Below are 18532 nucleotides of genomic sequence, written 5' to 3'. Positions count from 1 at the left end.
TTTTCCGTATCTTTGCAGTTCAAAATTAGTTTAATAAAAAATTGAAATATGTATCCAGCAGAATTAGTAAAACCAATGCGTGAAGATTTAACCAACGTAGGTTTTGAAGAATTACATACAACAGAGGCTGTAGATGAGGCTTTGGCAAAAGAAGGAACAACTTTGGTAGTGGTGAATTCGGTTTGCGGTTGTGCAGCAGCTAACGCAAGACCTGGTGCTCGTATGAGTTTACAGAACGCAAAACGCCCAGATCACTTAGTGACTGTTTTTGCAGGTGTTGATAAAGATGCCACGGACAAAGCAAGAGAATATATGATTCCTTTTCCACCAAGTTCACCAAGTATGGCCTTGTTTAAAGACGGAGAATTGGTTCATATGTTAGAACGTCACCATATTGAAGGTCGTCCTGCAGAATTAATTTCAGAAAATCTTATGGATGCTTATAATGAGCATTGTTAATTTCATGTCATTTCAAAGACGAATGACGCAGCAATCTCGCTAAATTTTATCTATAAATTAAAAAGATTGCTTCACTGTGTTCGCAATGGCGATTCATTTTTTAAATATTTAAACCACGAATTAATTCGTGGTTTTTTTGTGCATCTACCTCATTGATTTACTTTTGTATTATGACAAAATTGCTGGCTTACCCTCTTACAGTGCTTTATTTCATCTGCTTTGGGCTAACTTTGGTAGTATTTCACCCAATACAATGGTTTTGTAAAAATGTATTTGGTTACCAAGCCCATAAAATCAGTGTGGACTGGCTGCAGTTTTTCATCATGAGGTGCCTTAACGTTTTAGGCACGACCTTCTCTTTTACCAATCCTTATAACATTGAAAAGGGAATTCCTCTAATCTTGGTTGCCAACCATCAGAGCATGTATGACATTCCGCCTTTAATATGGTATTTCAGGAAGCACCATGTAAAATTTATCAGTAAAAAAGAATTGGGTAAGGGCATTCCAAGTGTGTCCTATAATTTACGTCATGGTGGATCGGTTTTAATCGATAGGAAAAAACCTGTTGAATCCATTAAAGCCATTGAAGCGTTTGCCGAACGCGTACAAAAAAACAATTGGGCTGCAGTTATTTTTCCTGAAGGTACCAGAAGTAGAAATGGTCATCCAAAACCTTTTAAAACCAAAGGATTGTTAACCATGGTAAAGCATGTACCAAACGCATTAGTGGTACCGATAACTATCAACAACTCATGGAAAACCTTGCGCTATGGGAAATTCCCAATGGGAATTGGTGCACATATCACATTTAGGGTTCATAAGCCTTTACAAGCTAATCATTATGAAGACAAAATTGAGTTGATAAGCCTTATTGAAGCTCAAGTAAAAAGTAGTATCGACACATGACCAATGATAAACTCATAGAAGCCACAAAAGCCTTTGTAAAGGAACAATTAAAACATGCTGAAGGTGGCCACGATTGGTTTCATATTGAGCGTGTTTATAAGAATACTCTACGGATTGCTAAACATGAAAATGTTGACTTAACTGTAGTTTCATTGGCGGCATTACTTCATGATATTGCCGATCCAAAATTCAATGATGGTGATGAAACCATTGGGCCAAGAAAAGCAAGCAAATTTCTCTTAGAACAAAATGTGGATAGTGAAATCATTGAGCATGTCACCAAGATTATTGAAAACATGTCCTTTAAAAATTCCTTTGATTTAAACACCTCTTTTACCTCAAAGGAAATGGAAGTGGTACAAGATGCTGACCGATTAGATGCTATTGGTGCTGTTGGTATTGCGCGCTGTTTTAATTATGGAGGGTTTAAAAACAGACCACTCTATGACCCAGAAATAAAACCAAACCTAAACATGACCAAGACCGAGTATAAGGCCGCAAAAGCTCCAACCATAAATCATTTTTATGAAAAACTGTTACTATTAAAAGACCAGATGAATACCAAAACTGGGAGGCGAATTGCGGCAGATAGGCATAAATATATGGAAGGCTTTTTGAAACAGTTTTATGACGAATGGGAAGGTAACAAGTAACTTAGTTTTCCTTGGCTATCTCAAGTGCTGTCAGTTTATACTCAATAACAGCCATTTCTTCACCATATTTAATAAGTTCATCTGCCGTAAGATTTGAATTTGCATTTACACTATTTAAAATATTTTGTCCTTTTTTAGTGTAATATTCTATAGCTATATCAATCTTTGTGTCCATTACGTTCTTATTGCTATTGCACCATTAATTTTAATTCGCTTCGGTATTTTGAAGCACTCTTCCCTGTAAATTCTTTAAATAGCTTGTTAAAATGCGAAAAGTTGTTAAATCCACACTCATAACAAACATCTGTAATACTCATTTGGCTCTCTGAAAGCAATTTGGTAGCATGTACAACACGGTATTCATTGACTAGCTTAGTAAATGTTTTTCCAGTAACTTTTTTAAAATAACGGCAAAACGCAGGCACCGTCATACTTACCTTATCTGCAATCTCTTCTAAACTAATATGCTCTTGAAAATTTTGATTGACATGCTTAAAGACAATATCAATCTTGGCACTATCTTGTGGTTCTGTTTCAAACGCATAACCATCTGCATTTAGTATCGTATAATCTTCTGACTTTGCCAAACCATGCAATATTTCGAGGAGCACCAATATTTTTTTAAAACCCTCTTTTTCTGATAGTTTTTCTATTTTCTTACCAATTTTTTTCTTTGTTTTTACGCCAAATAAAATACCGCTTTTAGCACGTTCGAATAGATTATTAATGCCTTCCATCTCTGGAATATTAAAGAAATACTCACCTAGAAATTCGGGTCTAAACTGTACAATCGTTTCGCTACCATTAACTGTAAGACGATCCGTAAAACCGTTATGTGGGAGATTAGACCCAATAAGTAACAACTGACTATTGTTAAAATAAGACAAGTGGTTTCCTATATGACGCTTACCCTTTCCTTTATTAACGTAAACTAACTCAATTTCTGGGTGAAAGTGCCAAAAAGGCTTCACTTCTCCAGCATATGCATCAACATTATGTTTTCTAATTAAAATAGAACTTCCAAACTCTGGACTTATCTTTTCTAATGTCGGTTTACGTTTCGTGTTATTCATTGTCATAATCAAGTGCTTAAACAAATTTAGCTGATATTAAGACATAAAACCTATGTTCAATTACCAATAATGTGTGCTATTTTAACCCATATAAATTCAAATATCGAATATAAGGTTAATTTAGAACATAAATGTGCCAAAATCCTTGTTTTCTAAGCTTTAGATGCAACATACCTTTGTAGTGTTAATTTAGTTTAACCCCAAAAATTGAAAACAATGAAAACACTTATTAAAAGTATTTTAGTAGTAGCAGTGATGTTTGGAACATACACAGGCTACGCAAGCGAAACATTAAGAACCCTACCTACATTTAAATTTATAAATGAAGGAGATAGTATATCTGTAACTGATTCATCTGGTGAAGTCATCTACCAAGGACGTATTAATTATAACGGAAACCTTATAAGACTTTTTGATTTCAGTCAATTAAATGATGGTGTTTACACTGTTGAGATCAGTAAAGACTTTGAGGTTGAAATTGTAAATTTAAATGTAAAAAACAAGGAAGTAACCTTGTTAACGGACTCTCAAGAGAAAATCTTCAAACCGGTTTTTAGAACAGAAAACAGTAAAATTATCATTTCTAAAATTGCTTTAGACACAAAGGAAATGGAAGTGGAACTTTATTACGAAGATGAGTTGATCTACAACGAAAGTGTTGATGGACAGGAAGAAGATATCTTAAATAGGGTTTATAAATTAGATGAAACTAATCGTGGTGATTATACAGCAATTGTAAGAACTAACGATAGGGTTTACATCAAGAGGTTTAGAATATAAATTGTTGTTTATATATTAGTTAATTATTTAGTGATAAAGTGGGCCTAGTTAGCCCACTTTTTTATTTAAAACAGTTTCATCTGTCCTACTTTATATTGCTCGTGCAAATCTGTGTTAAGCCTTGGCATACCTTTATCTTTAAAATATTTAAGTCTAGCTAATTTCACCAAATCATTGATTTGCTTAGCTATGTTGCCTTCTCCACGCATTCTCACTCCATATCTACTTTCGTTTAAGGTTCCGCCATGGCAATTTTCGATTTGATGTAATACTTTATCTGCTCTATCTGGTAGTGTTTTTTTAATCCAATCGGTGAAAATCTCACCAATAGCTCCGTTTAACCTTACAATGGTATGTGCAATACTGAGGGCTCCAGCCTCTGAAACTGCTTTTGCCATGGGTAAAATTTCATGACTATTTATCGATGGAATTATAGGCGCCAACATCACATTTACAGGAATGCCATTATCACTTAACGCTTTTACAACCTGAAGTCGTCTTTTAATCGTTGCCGTTCTTGGTTCTAAAATGCGTCTGGTATCTTCTGATAAGGAAGTAATGGATACATTGACTGAAATCAAATTATCTTTAGCTAATGCTTTAAGCAAATCCAAATCCCGAAGGATTAAAACATTCTTTGTTATTATTGCTGTTGGGTGTTTGTACTTTAGAAACACTTCTAAACATTGTCGGGTGAGTTCAAATTTCTTTTCAGCAGGTTGATAACAATCCGTATTACCAGACATCACTATTGGATGTGCTTTCCAATTTTTCTTTTTAAGGTGGGCTTCTAAAAGTTCAGGAGCTGTTTTCTTCACTAAAATGCGACGCTCAAAATCCAAGCCTGCGCTGTAACCCCAAAACTCATGGCTATTGCGAGCATAGCAATAAATACAACCATGCTCACAGCCTTGGTACATATTCATGGAATAAGCCATACCAACATCTGGACTGGTGACTTTATTGACTATGGTTTTAGGAAATACGTTAAGGTAAAGTGTCTTGTTTTTGTCCGCTATTTCACCTTCTTTTTCGCAGAACTCCAAGAAATCATCACGCATCTCGTGTGATAATTCGAAAAAACGGTTGTGGACATTGCGCTGGGCGCCACGACCAGATAAAGTAGATTTGGTCTTCATTACACAAAAATATTGAGTAATGCTTTAACGTATTGCTACCGATTGTAGTTTTATGAAAGTGTTACTTCCCGGGAAAATCAGCCTTACGTTTTTCCAAAAACGCTGTAGTTCCTTCAGTAAAATCTTCTGTCCCGAAACAATTACCAAAGGCTTCAATTTCTACATCAAAACCGTCGACACCATCTTTATAATTGGCATTAATGGCTCTAATGGCTTCGGCAATGGCAACGGAAGAATTTCGCATTATTTTACCTGCTATCTTTTCACAAAACGGTATCAGCTCTTCAAGTTCTGTTACATGGTTTACCAACCCATAGTGAGAAGCTTGTGTGGCATCTATCATACCAGCCGTCATTACCATTTCCATAGCTCTGCCTTTACCTACTAATTGTGGTAAACGCTGAGTACCACCATAACCAGGAATAACTCCAAGAGAGGTTTCTGGTAAGCCCATTTTGGCATTGTTGCTTGCGACCCTAAAATGACAAGCCATGGCCAATTCTAATCCACCACCAAGTGCAAATCCGTTGACGGCTGCAATCACTGGTGTGCTTAAGTTTTCAACAAAATTAAATAATAACGCTTGACCTTGAGCTGCTAACTTACCACCTTCTTCAACACTGAAATCTGCAAATTCGCTGATATCAGCTCCGGCTACAAAAGCTTTATCACCGCTTCCGGTAACGATAATAACTTTGGTGTCACTATCGTTATCAGCGTCTTCAAAAGCATCGTGCAACTCTTGGATGGTATCCTTGTTTAAAGCATTAAGCTTTTTAGGTCGGTTAATGGTTATGGTTGTAATTCCATTGTTGTATTCAGATAGAATGTTTTCGTAGTTCATTGATAGTTGATTTTTATTAGAGACCTTTCGACTGCGCTCAAGGTGACATATATTTTTGAGTATTATTCCTTAGGGAAAGACACGGTAAATATCGTTCCTTCACCTTGTTGAGATACAAAGGTAATACTTCCGTTATAAGTTTCTACAATGTTTTTTACCATAGCCAATCCCAATCCCATTCCGCTACTTTTGGTGGTGAATTTAGGTTCAAAAACCTTGGTTTTATTCTCTTCCGAAATTCCTAAGCCATTATCTTCTACTGTTATTCTAACTGAATTCTCTTCGCTAAAAACTTTAACTTCTATTTTTGGGTTTTCTGCATCTTCTGGTATCGCCTGAATTCCATTTTTCACCAAGTTGGTAACCACTCGTATCAGCTGTGTTCTATCGAACTTGGCGATAATTTCTTCTTCTTCAGCTTTAAACGCAATGTAGTGTTCGTTAAAAATATCGAGTGCCAGTTTTACGATATGTACTACATTGAGGACTTCACTTTTTTGTGCTGGCATTTTTGCAAAGTTTGAAAACGCAGAAGCTATGGAGCTCATCGTATCTATCTGCTGAATCAAAGTATTGCTATATTCCTCAACTTTTTGATGAATGTTTTCATCTTCAGGATTGAATTTTCGTTGAAAACTCTGAACGCTCAAACGCATTGGTGTTAGCGGATTTTTAATCTCGTGCGCTACTTGTTTTGCCATTTCACGCCAAGCTTGCTCACGTTCACTAGTAGCTAATTTCACAGCACTGGCTTCAAGCTCATCAATCATACTGTTGTATGAATTAACCAAGGTTTCAATTTCTTCGCTAGAAGATTCTATTTGTATTTTCTTATTCCGCTTTTCGAGACGGATTTCATTCATCTTTTCACTTATGTTCTTAAGTGATTTCGTGATGTATTTTGAAATGAAATATGCAAAAACAATAGCCGCTAATATCATGGCCAAATAGGCATAGCTTAAGCGACCTAAAAACTCTTTTAGCTCTTTGTTGAGAAAATCGTCATTCTCTAAATATGGTAAATTTAAAATAGCGAGATTCTTAAATTTTTCATCTGTAATGTAAGAGTAGGACGACTGAAATGTTTGTCCGTTTTCCTCTTTCTTTATCACATGGCGATGTTCTACCGTGTTGGATAATGCGTTGAGCACTTCTGCATCCAAACAAGTTTCGGTTGTATCTCGTTGTATTGTTCTTTTGGAACTTATCAACAACTCTCCCTCTAAATCATAAAGATTGATTTGAAGGTTATGAATGGCATCAATATCAAAGATTTCTTCCTTAAAAATTAAGGGAATATTCTCTGTTTTCACTTCCCATGTGGTTTCCCTGATTGCAAAATCTATACTTTGCCTAATGGCTTTCTCTTTACGTTCAAGCCTCTCTCTGTGGTAATCTTGAGCCTCTTCATGATATTGATAAATGGTAACAGCGGCAATAAGAACAGAAGCCAACAACACTAAAAGTATCATGGCTACAAATATTCTTGCTCTTAAGGACAGGCGTTTTATTTTCATCAAAGTGCCCTTAAAAAAGGGTAACTGTTAATTCTTAATTTTGAGTTTAAATATAGCAATAATCAAGCCAACTAAGCATTCGGGTTTTTATCACGTATGCCTTTATAAAGTTTAAAGCCCAGCATAAGAAGAATACCCAAAACAACAATCCCTATAACTCCAAAAATCCAGTTGATGGCATTTTTTAATATCACTAAAAAGACTACCGCAAATAAAATAAATGTTGCTCCTTCATTCCAAATACGCATAAAGTTAGATGTGACTTTGACCTCATCTCTTTGAAGTTGCTTGTAATAGAGATGCGTTTTGTAGTGATAAATAAAAAGTAGAAGTACAAACGTTAGTTTTACGTGCATCCAGCCTTGCTCAAGCCAACTAGGTATTAATATCAATAGCCAAATGGCGAAAATAGTTGCTAAAATTGCTGAAGGCCATGTAATGATAAACCATAATCGCTTTGCCATTAACTTGAGTTGTTTGCCCAAGATTTCCTTTTCTGGAGATGGTTTGTGAAAGGCTTCAATTTGATATACGAATAACCTAGGGATGTAAAACAAACCTGCAAACCACGTGATGACGAAGATTAGATGTAAGGATTTTATGTAGTTATAGTATTCCAATTCTGAAAATATAGTGTTAAAATAAAATCGTCATTACGAGAAATTTATTTTGAAGTAATCTCTTGATTTAAAAACTAAACTTCATGAGATTGCTTCGTCATTCTTCCCTGTCTGTCGACAGGCAGGCTCGCGATGACGAATATATTGATGTTTTGCTAGTCCTCAACAAACAAATAATTGAGATTCTTATTATTAAAGGCTTCATTAAAAGCTTTAACCTCATCACTCAAAATGTTATTGAATGCGTTTAATTGCTTCTCAATCTTAGCGGTTAATTCATTTTTTACAGCAATATCTTGTTCTGTTGGCGGGAAATCTCCCATGCTCACCAATGAATTTAAATGCCCTAATTTGTTGGTTAATTTAATTGGGAAATTTAATGGGTCTTGGCCACTTCGGTTTTTGGTTTGATAGAGTTCTTTTTCGATATTTGACAATTCCTCCTCCAATTTTTTAGCCTTTTCAACCAAGTCTTTTACGTTGTCATCATTTTTATATTGCTTTTGAAACCCACCTAATTGTTTATTGATATTTCTAATTTTCTTGATGGATTTGTGCGCATCATCCATCGTTTTATTTACATCCTTAATAAAATCGAACTGCTTTTGCATATCTGCCAACGTGCTTTCTGCTCTTGGGTCTGCAACAATGGTGAAGGGTTTCGACATCTCTATTGCATTTGATGGGATTGAATCTTCAACACGTAAAGTCACTTTATAATCACCAGGAATGGCTCTCGGTCCTTCCAAGCTTGCCCACCACAAAATCATTCCAGGCAATCGCTCTGCTCCATCGTAGGTCATGTCCCAAACAAATTGATTGGCACCTTTTTCAACCTTGAGCATGTTTTTTTTGTCTTTATTTGAATACGTTTTAATAGTGTCGCCTTTGGTATCGAAATAGGTCAAAGAGACTTTGTCATCTTCATCAAAATCTTTCAAGTTAAAATAGGTTATCACACCATTTGGATGGTTTGTGCCTGTGGTTTTGCTTCCTGTTCGACTGCCTCCGCGCATTCTGTACGTGTCTTTTGGTTTGAACAATGTTGTTTTACTCAAATCTGCGTCATACAATTGATGGATTACTGATAAATCATCAATCATCCAAAGGCTTCGACCTTGTGTGGCAACGATGAGGTTATTGTCTTTAATGGTTAAGTCTGTAATTGGTACGATTGGCAAATTCAGTTGAAACGGTTTCCAGTTTTTTCCATCGTTAAATGAAATATACATTCCTGTTTCTGTTCCAGCATACAACAACCCTTTACGTTTTGGGTCTTCGCGAAGTACTCTTGTAAAATGCTCTTCGTTGATGCCATCTGTAATTTTCTTCCAAGTTTTTCCGTAATCTGTGGTTTTATATAAATAAGGTGCAAAATCTCCTGTTTTATATTTTGTGCCTGCAACATAGCACGTGCCTTCGTCAAATGCGCTTGGCTCAATACTGTTAATCATCATCCATTCTGGCATCCCTTTTGGCGTAACGTTGTCCCACGTTTTTCCGCCATCTTGCGTCACATGAATCAATCCATCATCACTACCAACCCAAAGCAAACCTTCTTTTAAAGGCGATTCCTGTGCGGCAAAAATGGTACAGTAATATTCAACCGACGTATTATCTTGTGTTATTGGTCCTCCAGAGGATTTTAATTTTTCTGGATCGTTTTGAGTTAAATCTGGACTAATTATTTCCCAAGATTGCCCTTCATTTTCGGTCACATGAACATGTTGCGAAAACGTATAAAGTCGGTCTGGATTATGCTTTGAAAATATAATAGGGAAATTCCACTGAAAGCGATATTTCATCCCTTCAGCTCCATGACCCATTGGATTGTCTGGCCACACGTTGATGGCTCTTACTGTTCCTGTTTCGTGGTTTACTCGTGTTAGGAATCCGTCGTAGCTTCCGCCATAAACAATATCATTATTTTCTGGATCAACGGCAATATGTGCACTCTCACCTCCTGCTGTACTTTCCCAATCGTCTTCGGTGATGGCTCTTCCGTCCGTTCTATGTGGAATTCTAATAGTTGAATTATCTTGTTGTGCTACGTATATACGATATGGGAAGGCATTATCCGTTGTCACACGATAAAATTGTGATGTTGGTTGATTATGATACGTGCTCCACGTTTCTCCACCATCATAAGTCACTTGCGCTCCTCCATCATCGCCTATAACCATTCTATCTGGGTTTTCTGGTGCAATCCATAAATCGTGATGATCACCATGAGGTGCATTGTGCGTACTAAACGTTTTTCCGCCATCGGTGCTTTTATGGTAGCGCACGTTTAAAACATACACTTTATCAACGTCTTCGGTATCTGCATAAACGCGTGTATAATACCATGCGCGTTGACGTAACTTTCGTTCGTCGTTCACTTGATTCCAAGTTTCGCCACCGTCGTCACTTCGATACAATCCTCCTTGATCTTTGTTTTCAATAATTGCCCAAACACGTTGATTGTTCACTGGTGAAACTGTTACTCCAATAATACCTAAAATCCCTTCTGGAAATCCTTTTTTGGTTGAAATCTCCGTCCAGGTTTCGCCACTGTCTGTACTTTTCCAAAGTGCAGAACCTTCTCCGCCTGAGCTTAAACTGTAAGGTGTACGTTGCACACGCCAAGTTGAAGCATACAAAATTCTTGGGTTGGTTGGGTCCATAATTAAATCGACAACTCCTGCATGGTCGTTAGCGAATAAGGTTTTTTTCCATGTTTTTCCACCATCAACACTTTTATAGACTCCGCGTTCTTGGGTTGGTTTATAGATATTACCTAAAACTCCAGCATATACTATATTATGATTTTGCGGATGCACAGCAATTCGTGGTACGTGGCGGGAATTTTTCAATCCAGATTCCGTCCAGGTTTTTCCTGCATCGACACTTTTCCAAATACCGTAACCAGACGACACGTTTCCACGAACGGTTTTTTCTCCTCCGCCAACATAAATCACATTCGGGTCACTTTTAGAAACTGTGATTGCACCGATACTTCCACCAAAAAAACCATCTGAAATATTCTCCCATTCGCGACCTCCATTAGTAGTTTTCCAAATACCTCCACCAGTGGCTCCAAAATAGAACAAGTTGGGTTTATTGGGAACACCTGTTACGGCTGCACTTCTTCCGCCTCTAAAAGGGCCAAGCAAACGATACTCTAAAGCACCGTAATCGGCTTCTTCAAAATTTTGGGATTGAACGTTTAGACTTAAAAATGACAGCAGAACGACTGCTAGGATGGTTGAAAATCGCATAATTATTTGAATCGTTAGTTTTGAATTCTAAAATTACGGATTTAAAATTATTCCGTCGTCTTTGGTTTCAAATTTAACTTCACTTCACGATGTAAAAAATAAGCTGTAACTATTGTTGCCAACACGTCAGCAATTGGGAATGACATCCAAACACCCATTTCGCCATAAAAGTTTGGCAGAATTAATATTAGTGGAATAAAGAAAAAACCTTGTCGTGTCAATGTTAATAGTAATGCAGGAATGGCTTTCCCAACAGCCTGAAAATACGCGGCACCAATCAACTGTACCGCAATAATTGGTGTGGCGGCAAACACCCAACGCATTGCTGGTGGTGTCTCTTTCAATACTTGTGCGTCTTGTGTAAATACGCTTGTAATGGTTTCTGGAAACACCATTAAAAAAATGAACACAATACCAGCCAACAAAGCGGCATATTTAATCGCAGTATAAATGGTTTGCTTAACTCTGTCGTATTTATAAGCTCCGTAATTGAAGCCTGCAATCGGTAAAAATCCTTGTGTAATACCGTAAACGGGAAAGAGCGCAAACATCAACATTCGACCAACAATGGCATAAGCCGTAACTGACGTTTCTCCACCTAAATCGAATAAAATATTATTCATTAATAAATAAGTGACGCTCACGATGGCTTGTCTTGAAAGGGTCACAAATCCTAAAGATCCTATTTCCTTGACGATTGGTAAGTCCAACCCAAAATGTTTTACATTGATTTTTAGTTCTGAATTTTTCGACAGGAAAAACCAAAGAATAAATATGAAACACATGATGTATGAGCCTGTTGTTGCCCATGCAGCACCAGTCATTCCCCAATCAAAAACATTAATAAAAAGGTAGTCTAAAATCAAATTTCCAACGGATGGAAACATCATCGCGTACATGGCAAATTTCGGTTTACCTTCAGCTCGGATGACTGTATTCCCCATCATACAAAGTGCCAAGACCGGAACACCGTACAATACAATTCTGTAATAAATTTTTGCAGGCTCAAAGATGTCTCCTTTTCCTCCAAAAGCTGGAATGAGGTCGTTGATATAAATCAACCCGAAAATCACAAAAAGAATAGTTATAAAAATGGTTAGGGTAATCTGATTGCCAAACGTCTTGAGTGCCTTTTTTTCATTGTCAGCTCCCAAAGCTCTTGAAATTATAGACGAGCCACCAACACCAATAGACATACCCAAAGCCGCAATAAAAAACGACACAGGAAGCACCATATTGATTGCCGCAATGGCTGTTGGCCCAATCCAATTTCCGACGAAAATTGTATCGATTAGAATGTTGAGTGACATGACCAAAATCCCAATAGATGCTGGTACAGCCTGTTGAATCAGAAGTTTACCGATCGATTTGTTGCCTAGTTCCTGTGAGGATGCTTTTGCCATTAGGCTGGTACAGTTTTATCTGAACTTGCCCATTCTTCAATCATATTTGCAAGGACTTGAGCAAAATCTTCACGGTCGTTTAGACAAGGAATTACTGTGAATTCTTCTCCTCCTACTTCATGGAAAATCTCTTCGCCTTCCATGGCGATTTCTTCCAGAGTTTCAAGACAATCGCTTACAAATGCTGGTGTGACGATGGCCATTTTTTTAGTTCCTGCTTTGCCCATCCTTTCAATAGTTCGGTCTGTGTAGGGTTTTAACCATGGGTCGAAACCTAATCTGGATTGGAAGGTTGTGGAATAGGTTCCATTTTTTAATCCTAATTTTTTAGCCACGTTTACTGTTGTAATTTCGCATTGATGACGATAACAGAATTCGTGTTGTTTACTGCCCATTTTAAAACAGCATTTACCGTTCATTTTGCAGTTGCCATTAGTGATGTCACTTTTTCGGATGTGGCGTTCTGGAACTCCGTGATAACTAAAAAGTATGTGCTCATAATCCAAACCTTCAAGGATTTCACCAATACTTTTTGAAAGCACATTGATGTAATCTTCACGCTTATAAAAGGCTGGTGTTCTTGTAATTGTAACTTGCGGAAAATGTTCAGCAACCAATTCATCCACTTTTACGTCAATCGTTTCTGTTGTTGCCATGGCAAATTGTGGATAGAGCGGAATAGTTTTTATTTCCGTACAGCCTTTATCCACCAATTCTTGAATCCCTTTTTTCAGCGTCATGCTTCCATAACGCATGGCTAACGCAACAGGATAATCAACTTTACCCTGTACTTTTTCTTGTAGCCTTTCGGACAAAACAATTAATGGAGAACCTTCGTCCCACCAAATTTTTTGATAGGCTTCTGCCGAAGCTTTTGGTCGTGTATTTAATATTATACCTTTAACTAAAAGCGTTCGTGCCCAAAGTGGCACATCAATAACGCGTTCGTCCATTAAGAATTCGCCAAGGTATTTTTTAACGTCCTTTGGTTTTGGACTGTCTGGCGAACCAAGATTAACAAGAAGAATTCCTTTTTTCATGCTTCAATTTTTCAAATGCAAAAATACAACTCTAATTGCAATAGAACTGATTATCTCCAATAGGAATTAGTTATTGAGCTATCATCAAATATTTTCGTGATTTATTTGTTCTATTTAAAAGCTAGAACATCTATAATATGAGTTTTTAAACGAGTTTTATTGACGAACTATGGCTATTTCAATGATTTAAATATCTTTACGAGTTCTGATTATAATATTAAAAATGAAAAAAATTCTTACAGCCCTAATATTTTTAGTTTCAATAACATGCTTTGCCCAACAGAAATACCAGAGCTTACTTTGGGAAATCACTGGTAATGATTTGGAAAAACCATCGTACCTATATGGAACGATGCACGTGAGTAAAAAAGTGGCCTTTCGCTTGGATGATGTGTTCTATAAAGCCTTAAATGAAAGCGAATGTATTGCTTTAGAGTCTGACCCAATTACTTGGCCAGGTTTTAACTACGACATGATGATAAATGAGATTGCGTTTTACAATAATTACCAAAACGAGTTCTACACCAATCTTTTTAAACTAACCCATCCTGAGGAAATGGCCATTAGAGCTTCAGTAAGAATGGATAATGGTGCCGTAAATGCTTATTTGTACAGAAAGAGTAATGCATCTGACAATTTTGAGGAGGAAACCTATTTAGATATGTTTATCTATCAAGCCGGAAAGAAAAATGGAAAGGAAATTTATGGCTTAGAAGATTTAGCAGAATCTCGCTATTTAACTACAAAAGCAGCGTATAACGCTAACAAGAAAGATTTAGATCCTTGGATTCAAAAACTATATGCCAAGGAGAATCCATATTTGATTCAAGAAAATTTATATCGCGATAGAAATCTCGATTTATTGGATTCTATTGGTGCCGGAGTCAATACAAAATTCTATAGAGAGAATATGCTGTTTATTAGAAATGAGAACATGGTAAACTCTTTGGTAGAGTTGATGCCATCCAAATCCGTTTTTGCAGGTGTTGGTGCGGCTCACTTACCTGGTGATAAAGGTATGATTAATATGTTACGCCAAAGAGGATACAAAGTAAAAGCCTTAACCTCTGAGCAAACCGATTTCAGCAAGGCAGAAAAAACAAAACTCGATAGTCTCTTTGTGGCTCCTAAGCTGAAAATGCACAAAACACCTGATGGGTTTTTGGGGCTTAATACTTATGACAAGCTAAGAGAGTTTTCTTATGCTGGACAAAAATATTATTTAGATCCTGATATGACCAATGGTGCTTATTTAACCGTTACAAGGATTAGCCGTTTTATGTATTTGCCTAATGAGAAAGACAATATCACGCTTAAGGACATAGACGATTTATTGTACGAGGATATTCCTGGAGACATCATTAAAAAAGAAGAATTGGCTGAACCATATCCTGGTTTAAGTATTGTAAATAAAACCAAAAAGGGAGAGTTTCAAAAGTATCATATCTATCAAACACCCTTAGAAATAATCATTGTAAAGTTTGCTGGGCGTAGTGATTTTGTATTACATCATGAAGCTAAAATTTTTAACTCTATCACTATCAAAAAGCCTTCAAGCTTAAGTAAGGTTTTTGTGTCGCCAAACAAAAAATTCAGTGTTGATTTCCCAGAATATTACATCACAAGTAATATGAGCAATAGCGGAAAGAAGTTATTAGAAGGCTATAAAGATGATGGCTACTATTTTCTTGAAGAAGTAGCGTTACACGATTTAGACTATATTGAAGAAGATAGTTTTGAGGCTAAATATTTTCACCATGCACTGTATAAAAACTACAAGCTTAAAGAAGCTGAAGGTGGTTTTAAGAAAGGTATATATAAAACCTATGAATCTCGCGCAGTTTTAGATTCTACTTCTGGTAAAAACTTGCATTTAAAAACTGTGGTTAAAGATGGCAGTTACTATCTATTAGGTTATGTTGGCACAAATGAAACTGAAAAAACCGACTTTTTTAAATCCTTTAAGTTCAACAAAACAAATTATACAGGTTTTGAGAAAGTTGTAGACACTTCGTTACATTTCTCAGTAAACACAAATGCAAAAGCACCAATACCTAATCCTTATGGGTATGGCAGTTACAACAATAATGATGAAAAAGATTACGAAGAGAAAACAAAATCGACAACATATTCTACAAAGGCCAATGAACAAATTTTAATATCGAGACAGAAGTTTCATGATTTGCAGATGTTTCATAATGTTGATAGCCTTTGGAAAGACCTAGAGCGAAACATAAACTTCAGCACTCGATTTTATAAGCCAGAAAAAAGATTTAACATCGCTAATCGGTCTAAATCTAAATTAGAAGATGTTCATTATTACAATTTCACCTATACCGATTCAGCAAGTGCAAAGCAGGTTATGGTTAAGAATATTTTAAAGGAAGGTGTGCTTTTTCAGCTTAAAACTTTAATCGATTCCATAAGCGGACCTTCAAAGTTTGTAACCGAATTCTACGATTCCTTTACGCCAATAGACACATTAATGGGCAAAGATGTTCTTAAAGACAAGACCAAGCAGTTTTTTGAAGCCTTAAGAGCAAACGACAGTATTGTCCTAGAATCTTATGGTCTCGTAAAATTTAAAAAACATAACAGCAAGGATATTGTATCTGTATTGAAGGATTTTGAGTTTGAAAAAGACCGAATGGACATAAAGTCTCATCTGATAGGAAAACTTGTTGAGATTGACTTAAAAAACAATTTAGATTTCATTAAGCAATTGTATTACGATAGCTACTCAGATCCGCAAATACAGTCGTCTATTTTAGAAGGTTTATTCGATTCCAATAAAAAGGAAAATTACGACTTGGCCTTAGATTTAATGGAGCGCGATCTACCTTTAGGTGGTATTGGCGGAATTTTCTACAACTATTATGGCAAAGACTCATTACAATTAAAAGCCTCGTTGTACCCTAAAATACTTCAGTACAGCACTATAAGCGAATACAAGCAACCGCTTTACGATTTGTTAGCACGTGTTAAAGACAGTGGTTATATAAAGACTAAAACTTATAATAAATATAAGAATCAACTGATTAATGATGGTAAAATTGAGGTAAAACGTAGTTTGAGCAACAGCGGTTATGGCTACGGTTCTTATTCTGATGACCTTTCAACTTATATCAATCTTATTTTTCCATATAGAAAAGAGCGTACTGCCCAAGATTTCTTTGAGAAGATGCTCAATGTTGATGAAAAATTAGCACTGGTAAAGTACTATGTATTGTTATCAAAGAACAAGGAAAACATACCAGATCAGCTTAAGGAAAAATTAATTGAAGACGAGGAAAATCTATATCTACTTCTAGAAAAGCTTGATGAGGCTAAACTGCACAAAAAGATAAAGTCTCTTAATATTAGCCAACAACAATTTGCTAAATCCAAATTACTGGCACATTCTAATTACGAGAAAGAAAAGGACTCCATTAGTTTTCTTTTAAAACGCGATTTTGTTACAGACAAAGGCAAAAATGCAGTAATGTATTTCTTTAAGATAGATAAGGATGACGAGTATTCTGGTAAGTCTGAAGTACTACACTACATTTCTTTTATAAAACCTAAAGACCCTAAACAGTTGGTGGTAGACTACTATAGTATTTCTCAAAATTATGGTACCACTGTTGATGAAACTAAGGAATTAGAAGAACAATACGAAGAGATTATCAACCTAGCCATTTATAAAGACCGAAAACGAGTGACTCCGAGTGCTCGAGGTGGTTATAATGGGTATTATGATTATTAACTAGTAGCCTGTATATACTTCTTGGGTGTAGTCCCAAATTTCTTTTTAAATGCCGCAATAAAATGACTTGCTGTACTGTAGCCCACTTTTAACGCGACTTCGTTAACATTGTAATCATCAGACTCTAAAAGTTTGCGAGCCACTTCCATTTTATAGTCAAACAGAAAGCCATAAACCGTATCGCCATAAATTTGCTTAAAGCCTTCTTTTAATTTTTTAAGGCTTAGTCCTATGGTTTCTGAAAGCTCTTGTAGCGTTGGAGGCTCAGCCATATTGGCGATGATGATATCCTTTGCCTTTTTAAGTTTGGCTACATTTTCCTCATCTACTAAAAACGGACATTGCTCAATATCAGCTTCTTCGTTGCGGTTAAAGTAGAGGCTCAACAGCTCATAAACCTTACCTTTAAAATAAAGTGGCTTTATGGAATTGTGCAAACCAAAACTTATCAATTGGTTGAGCACCACAGCCATTGATGGTGAAATTTTACCATCCGTATAGTATTTTTTATCCTTGTTGTCGTCGGTTAAAAAGGTAATATAGTTGGCATCCTTAGAAAACAAACCGTGGAATTTTTTAATCGAAATCACAAAAGACACCAACCAAGACTGTGGTTGCAATTCTAAATGAATGGGTAAATCGCGTTGCGGATTATAAAGCAATAAAGACATGTCTTCAATAATGTTTAGCGTGTAATTACCATTATTAAAAACAAAGTCTGCCTTGCCTTTTGTACAAAAATGAAACTGAAGGTAGCTGCTATCAATTTCTCTTTCAAGAATTTGAACCGCATTGTCGTCATTCTTATATGTTAAGACAAAAAAGCCATCTTCTATAAACGTTTCATCAAAAGTACCTCTAGCGATACTTTTTGAAGTCGATCTTTCTAAATTCATTTTATTGTTATTTAGATTCGTTCTAAACAAAGAGCCCAAAAACCCCTAATTTTACTGTAAAAGTATGATAAAAATCATGTTTTAGTAAAAAACAATCCAAAAAAACCAGAAACGATACTTTAAGTTCTTCTAGCGTTATTTTTTCTTCATTAAGCAAATTATTTTTGTCCAGCTTAATACACAAAGCGTTTATTG

General features: G+C 36.2%; 15 protein-coding genes. 5 read left to right on the top strand and 10 right to left on the bottom strand.

The genetic code is table 11. The features are described from left to right. Positions 1–48: 48 nt before the first annotated feature. The 3 genes from F1003_RS04205 (at position 49) to F1003_RS04195 (ending at position 2020) form a co-directional block, all read left to right on the top strand. The gene (locus F1003_RS04205; protein ID WP_155087969.1) at positions 49–459 is read left to right on the top strand and encodes a BrxA/BrxB family bacilliredoxin; all 411 of its coding nucleotides are present in this window, start codon (positions 49–51) and stop codon (positions 457–459) included. 170 nt (positions 460–629) lie between these two features. Then, positions 630–1367 (top strand): lysophospholipid acyltransferase family protein, encoded by a 738-nt coding sequence (locus F1003_RS04200; RefSeq protein ID WP_155087968.1) that lies wholly within the window; start codon positions 630–632, stop codon positions 1365–1367. Further along, entirely contained in the window at positions 1364–2020 is a 657-nt protein-coding gene (locus tag F1003_RS04195; protein WP_155087967.1) for an HD domain-containing protein, read from the top strand. The genes F1003_RS04200 and F1003_RS04195 overlap by 4 nt, the downstream gene beginning before the upstream one ends. Before the next feature lies 1 nt (position 2021). On the opposite strand, the gene F1003_RS16795 is transcribed toward F1003_RS04195, so the two are convergent. Beyond that, on the bottom strand, positions 2022–2195 hold the full coding sequence (locus F1003_RS16795; protein ID WP_202913877.1) for a hypothetical protein: 174 nt from the start codon (positions 2193–2195) through the stop codon (positions 2022–2024). A 13-nt stretch (positions 2196–2208) separates the two neighbouring features. Beyond that, the gene (locus tag F1003_RS04190; RefSeq protein ID WP_155087966.1) at positions 2209–3093 is read right to left on the bottom strand and encodes an AraC family transcriptional regulator; all 885 of its coding nucleotides are present in this window, start codon (positions 3091–3093) and stop codon (positions 2209–2211) included. A 216-nt stretch (positions 3094–3309) separates the two neighbouring features. On the opposite strand from F1003_RS04190, the gene F1003_RS04185 reads away from it, so the two are divergent. Beyond that, positions 3310–3873: a T9SS type A sorting domain-containing protein gene (locus tag F1003_RS04185; protein ID WP_155087965.1), complete on the top strand. Its 564-nt coding sequence runs from the start codon at positions 3310–3312 to the stop codon at positions 3871–3873. 65 nt (positions 3874–3938) lie between these two features. On the opposite strand, the gene F1003_RS04180 is transcribed toward F1003_RS04185, so the two are convergent. From F1003_RS04180 to hemH, 7 genes are all read right to left on the bottom strand, one after another. After that, positions 3939–5012: a PA0069 family radical SAM protein gene (locus F1003_RS04180; RefSeq protein ID WP_155087964.1), complete on the bottom strand. Its 1074-nt coding sequence runs from the start codon at positions 5010–5012 to the stop codon at positions 3939–3941. Between the two features lie 61 nt (positions 5013–5073). Further along, entirely contained in the window at positions 5074–5856 is a 783-nt protein-coding gene (locus F1003_RS04175) for an enoyl-CoA hydratase/isomerase family protein (protein ID WP_155087963.1), read from the bottom strand. Between the two features lie 62 nt (positions 5857–5918). Further along, positions 5919–7373, bottom strand: a complete 1455-nt coding sequence (locus F1003_RS04170; RefSeq protein ID WP_202913876.1) for a sensor histidine kinase — start codon at positions 7371–7373, stop codon at positions 5919–5921. 71 nt (positions 7374–7444) lie between these two features. Further along, entirely contained in the window at positions 7445–7993 is a 549-nt protein-coding gene (locus F1003_RS04165) for a CopD family protein (RefSeq protein ID WP_155087962.1), read from the bottom strand. 155 nt (positions 7994–8148) lie between these two features. Next, positions 8149–11253, bottom strand: coding sequence for a WD40/YVTN/BNR-like repeat-containing protein (locus F1003_RS04160; protein ID WP_155087961.1), 3105 nt, complete (start codon positions 11251–11253; stop codon positions 8149–8151). A 47-nt stretch (positions 11254–11300) separates the two neighbouring features. Further along, positions 11301–12656, bottom strand: a complete 1356-nt coding sequence (locus F1003_RS04155; protein WP_155087960.1) for an MATE family efflux transporter — start codon at positions 12654–12656, stop codon at positions 11301–11303. Further along, entirely contained in the window at positions 12656–13696 is a 1041-nt protein-coding gene (hemH, locus tag F1003_RS04150) for a ferrochelatase (RefSeq protein WP_155087959.1), read from the bottom strand. Before hemH ends, F1003_RS04155 begins: the two co-directional genes overlap by 1 nt. A gap of 223 nt (positions 13697–13919) precedes the next feature. On the opposite strand from hemH, the gene F1003_RS04145 reads away from it, so the two are divergent. Beyond that, a complete protein-coding gene (locus F1003_RS04145; protein WP_155087958.1) occupies positions 13920–17441 on the top strand; it encodes a TraB/GumN family protein in 3522 nt (1173 codons plus the stop codon). Here the strand turns inward: F1003_RS04145 and F1003_RS04140 are convergent. Beyond that, positions 17438–18337, bottom strand: coding sequence for a helix-turn-helix domain-containing protein (locus tag F1003_RS04140; protein WP_155087957.1), 900 nt, complete (start codon positions 18335–18337; stop codon positions 17438–17440). The two genes, F1003_RS04145 and F1003_RS04140, sit on opposite strands and share 4 nt — an antisense overlap. Positions 18338–18532: the final 195 nt, after the last annotated feature.

The organism is Winogradskyella ouciana (assembly GCF_009709615.1).
GTDB classification, from domain to species: domain Bacteria; phylum Bacteroidota; class Bacteroidia; order Flavobacteriales; family Flavobacteriaceae; genus Winogradskyella; species Winogradskyella ouciana.
Note: the sequence above shows the minus strand (reverse complement) of the source record. Positions and strands in the feature narration are given on the sequence as shown.

Bases quoted from the DNA above. Each gene is read 5' to 3' on its own strand.
- F1003_RS04190 (WP_155087966.1), bottom strand. From the start codon at position 3,093: ATGAATAACACGAAACGTAAACCGACATTAGAAAAGATAAGTCCAGAG.
- F1003_RS04180 (WP_155087964.1), bottom strand. From the start codon at position 5,012: ATGAAGACCAAATCTACTTTATCTGGTCGTGGCGCCCAGCGCAATGTC.
- F1003_RS04200 (WP_155087968.1), top strand. From the start codon at position 630: ATGACAAAATTGCTGGCTTACCCTCTTACAGTGCTTTATTTCATCTGC.
- F1003_RS04185 (WP_155087965.1), top strand. From the start codon at position 3,310: ATGAAAACACTTATTAAAAGTATTTTAGTAGTAGCAGTGATGTTTGGA.
- F1003_RS04205 (WP_155087969.1), top strand. From the start codon at position 49: ATGTATCCAGCAGAATTAGTAAAACCAATGCGTGAAGATTTAACCAAC.
- F1003_RS04170 (WP_202913876.1), bottom strand. From the start codon at position 7,373: ATGAAAATAAAACGCCTGTCCTTAAGAGCAAGAATATTTGTAGCCATG.
- F1003_RS04155 (WP_155087960.1), bottom strand. From the start codon at position 12,656: ATGGCAAAAGCATCCTCACAGGAACTAGGCAACAAATCGATCGGTAAA.
- F1003_RS04195 (WP_155087967.1), top strand. From the start codon at position 1,364: ATGACCAATGATAAACTCATAGAAGCCACAAAAGCCTTTGTAAAGGAA.
- hemH (WP_155087959.1), bottom strand. From the start codon at position 13,696: ATGAAAAAAGGAATTCTTCTTGTTAATCTTGGTTCGCCAGACAGTCCA.
- F1003_RS16795 (WP_202913877.1), bottom strand. From the start codon at position 2,195: ATGGACACAAAGATTGATATAGCTATAGAATATTACACTAAAAAAGGA.
- F1003_RS04175 (WP_155087963.1), bottom strand. From the start codon at position 5,856: ATGAACTACGAAAACATTCTATCTGAATACAACAATGGAATTACAACC.
- F1003_RS04160 (WP_155087961.1), bottom strand. From the start codon at position 11,253: ATGCGATTTTCAACCATCCTAGCAGTCGTTCTGCTGTCATTTTTAAGT.
- F1003_RS04140 (WP_155087957.1), bottom strand. From the start codon at position 18,337: ATGAATTTAGAAAGATCGACTTCAAAAAGTATCGCTAGAGGTACTTTT.
- F1003_RS04145 (WP_155087958.1), top strand. From the start codon at position 13,920: ATGAAAAAAATTCTTACAGCCCTAATATTTTTAGTTTCAATAACATGC.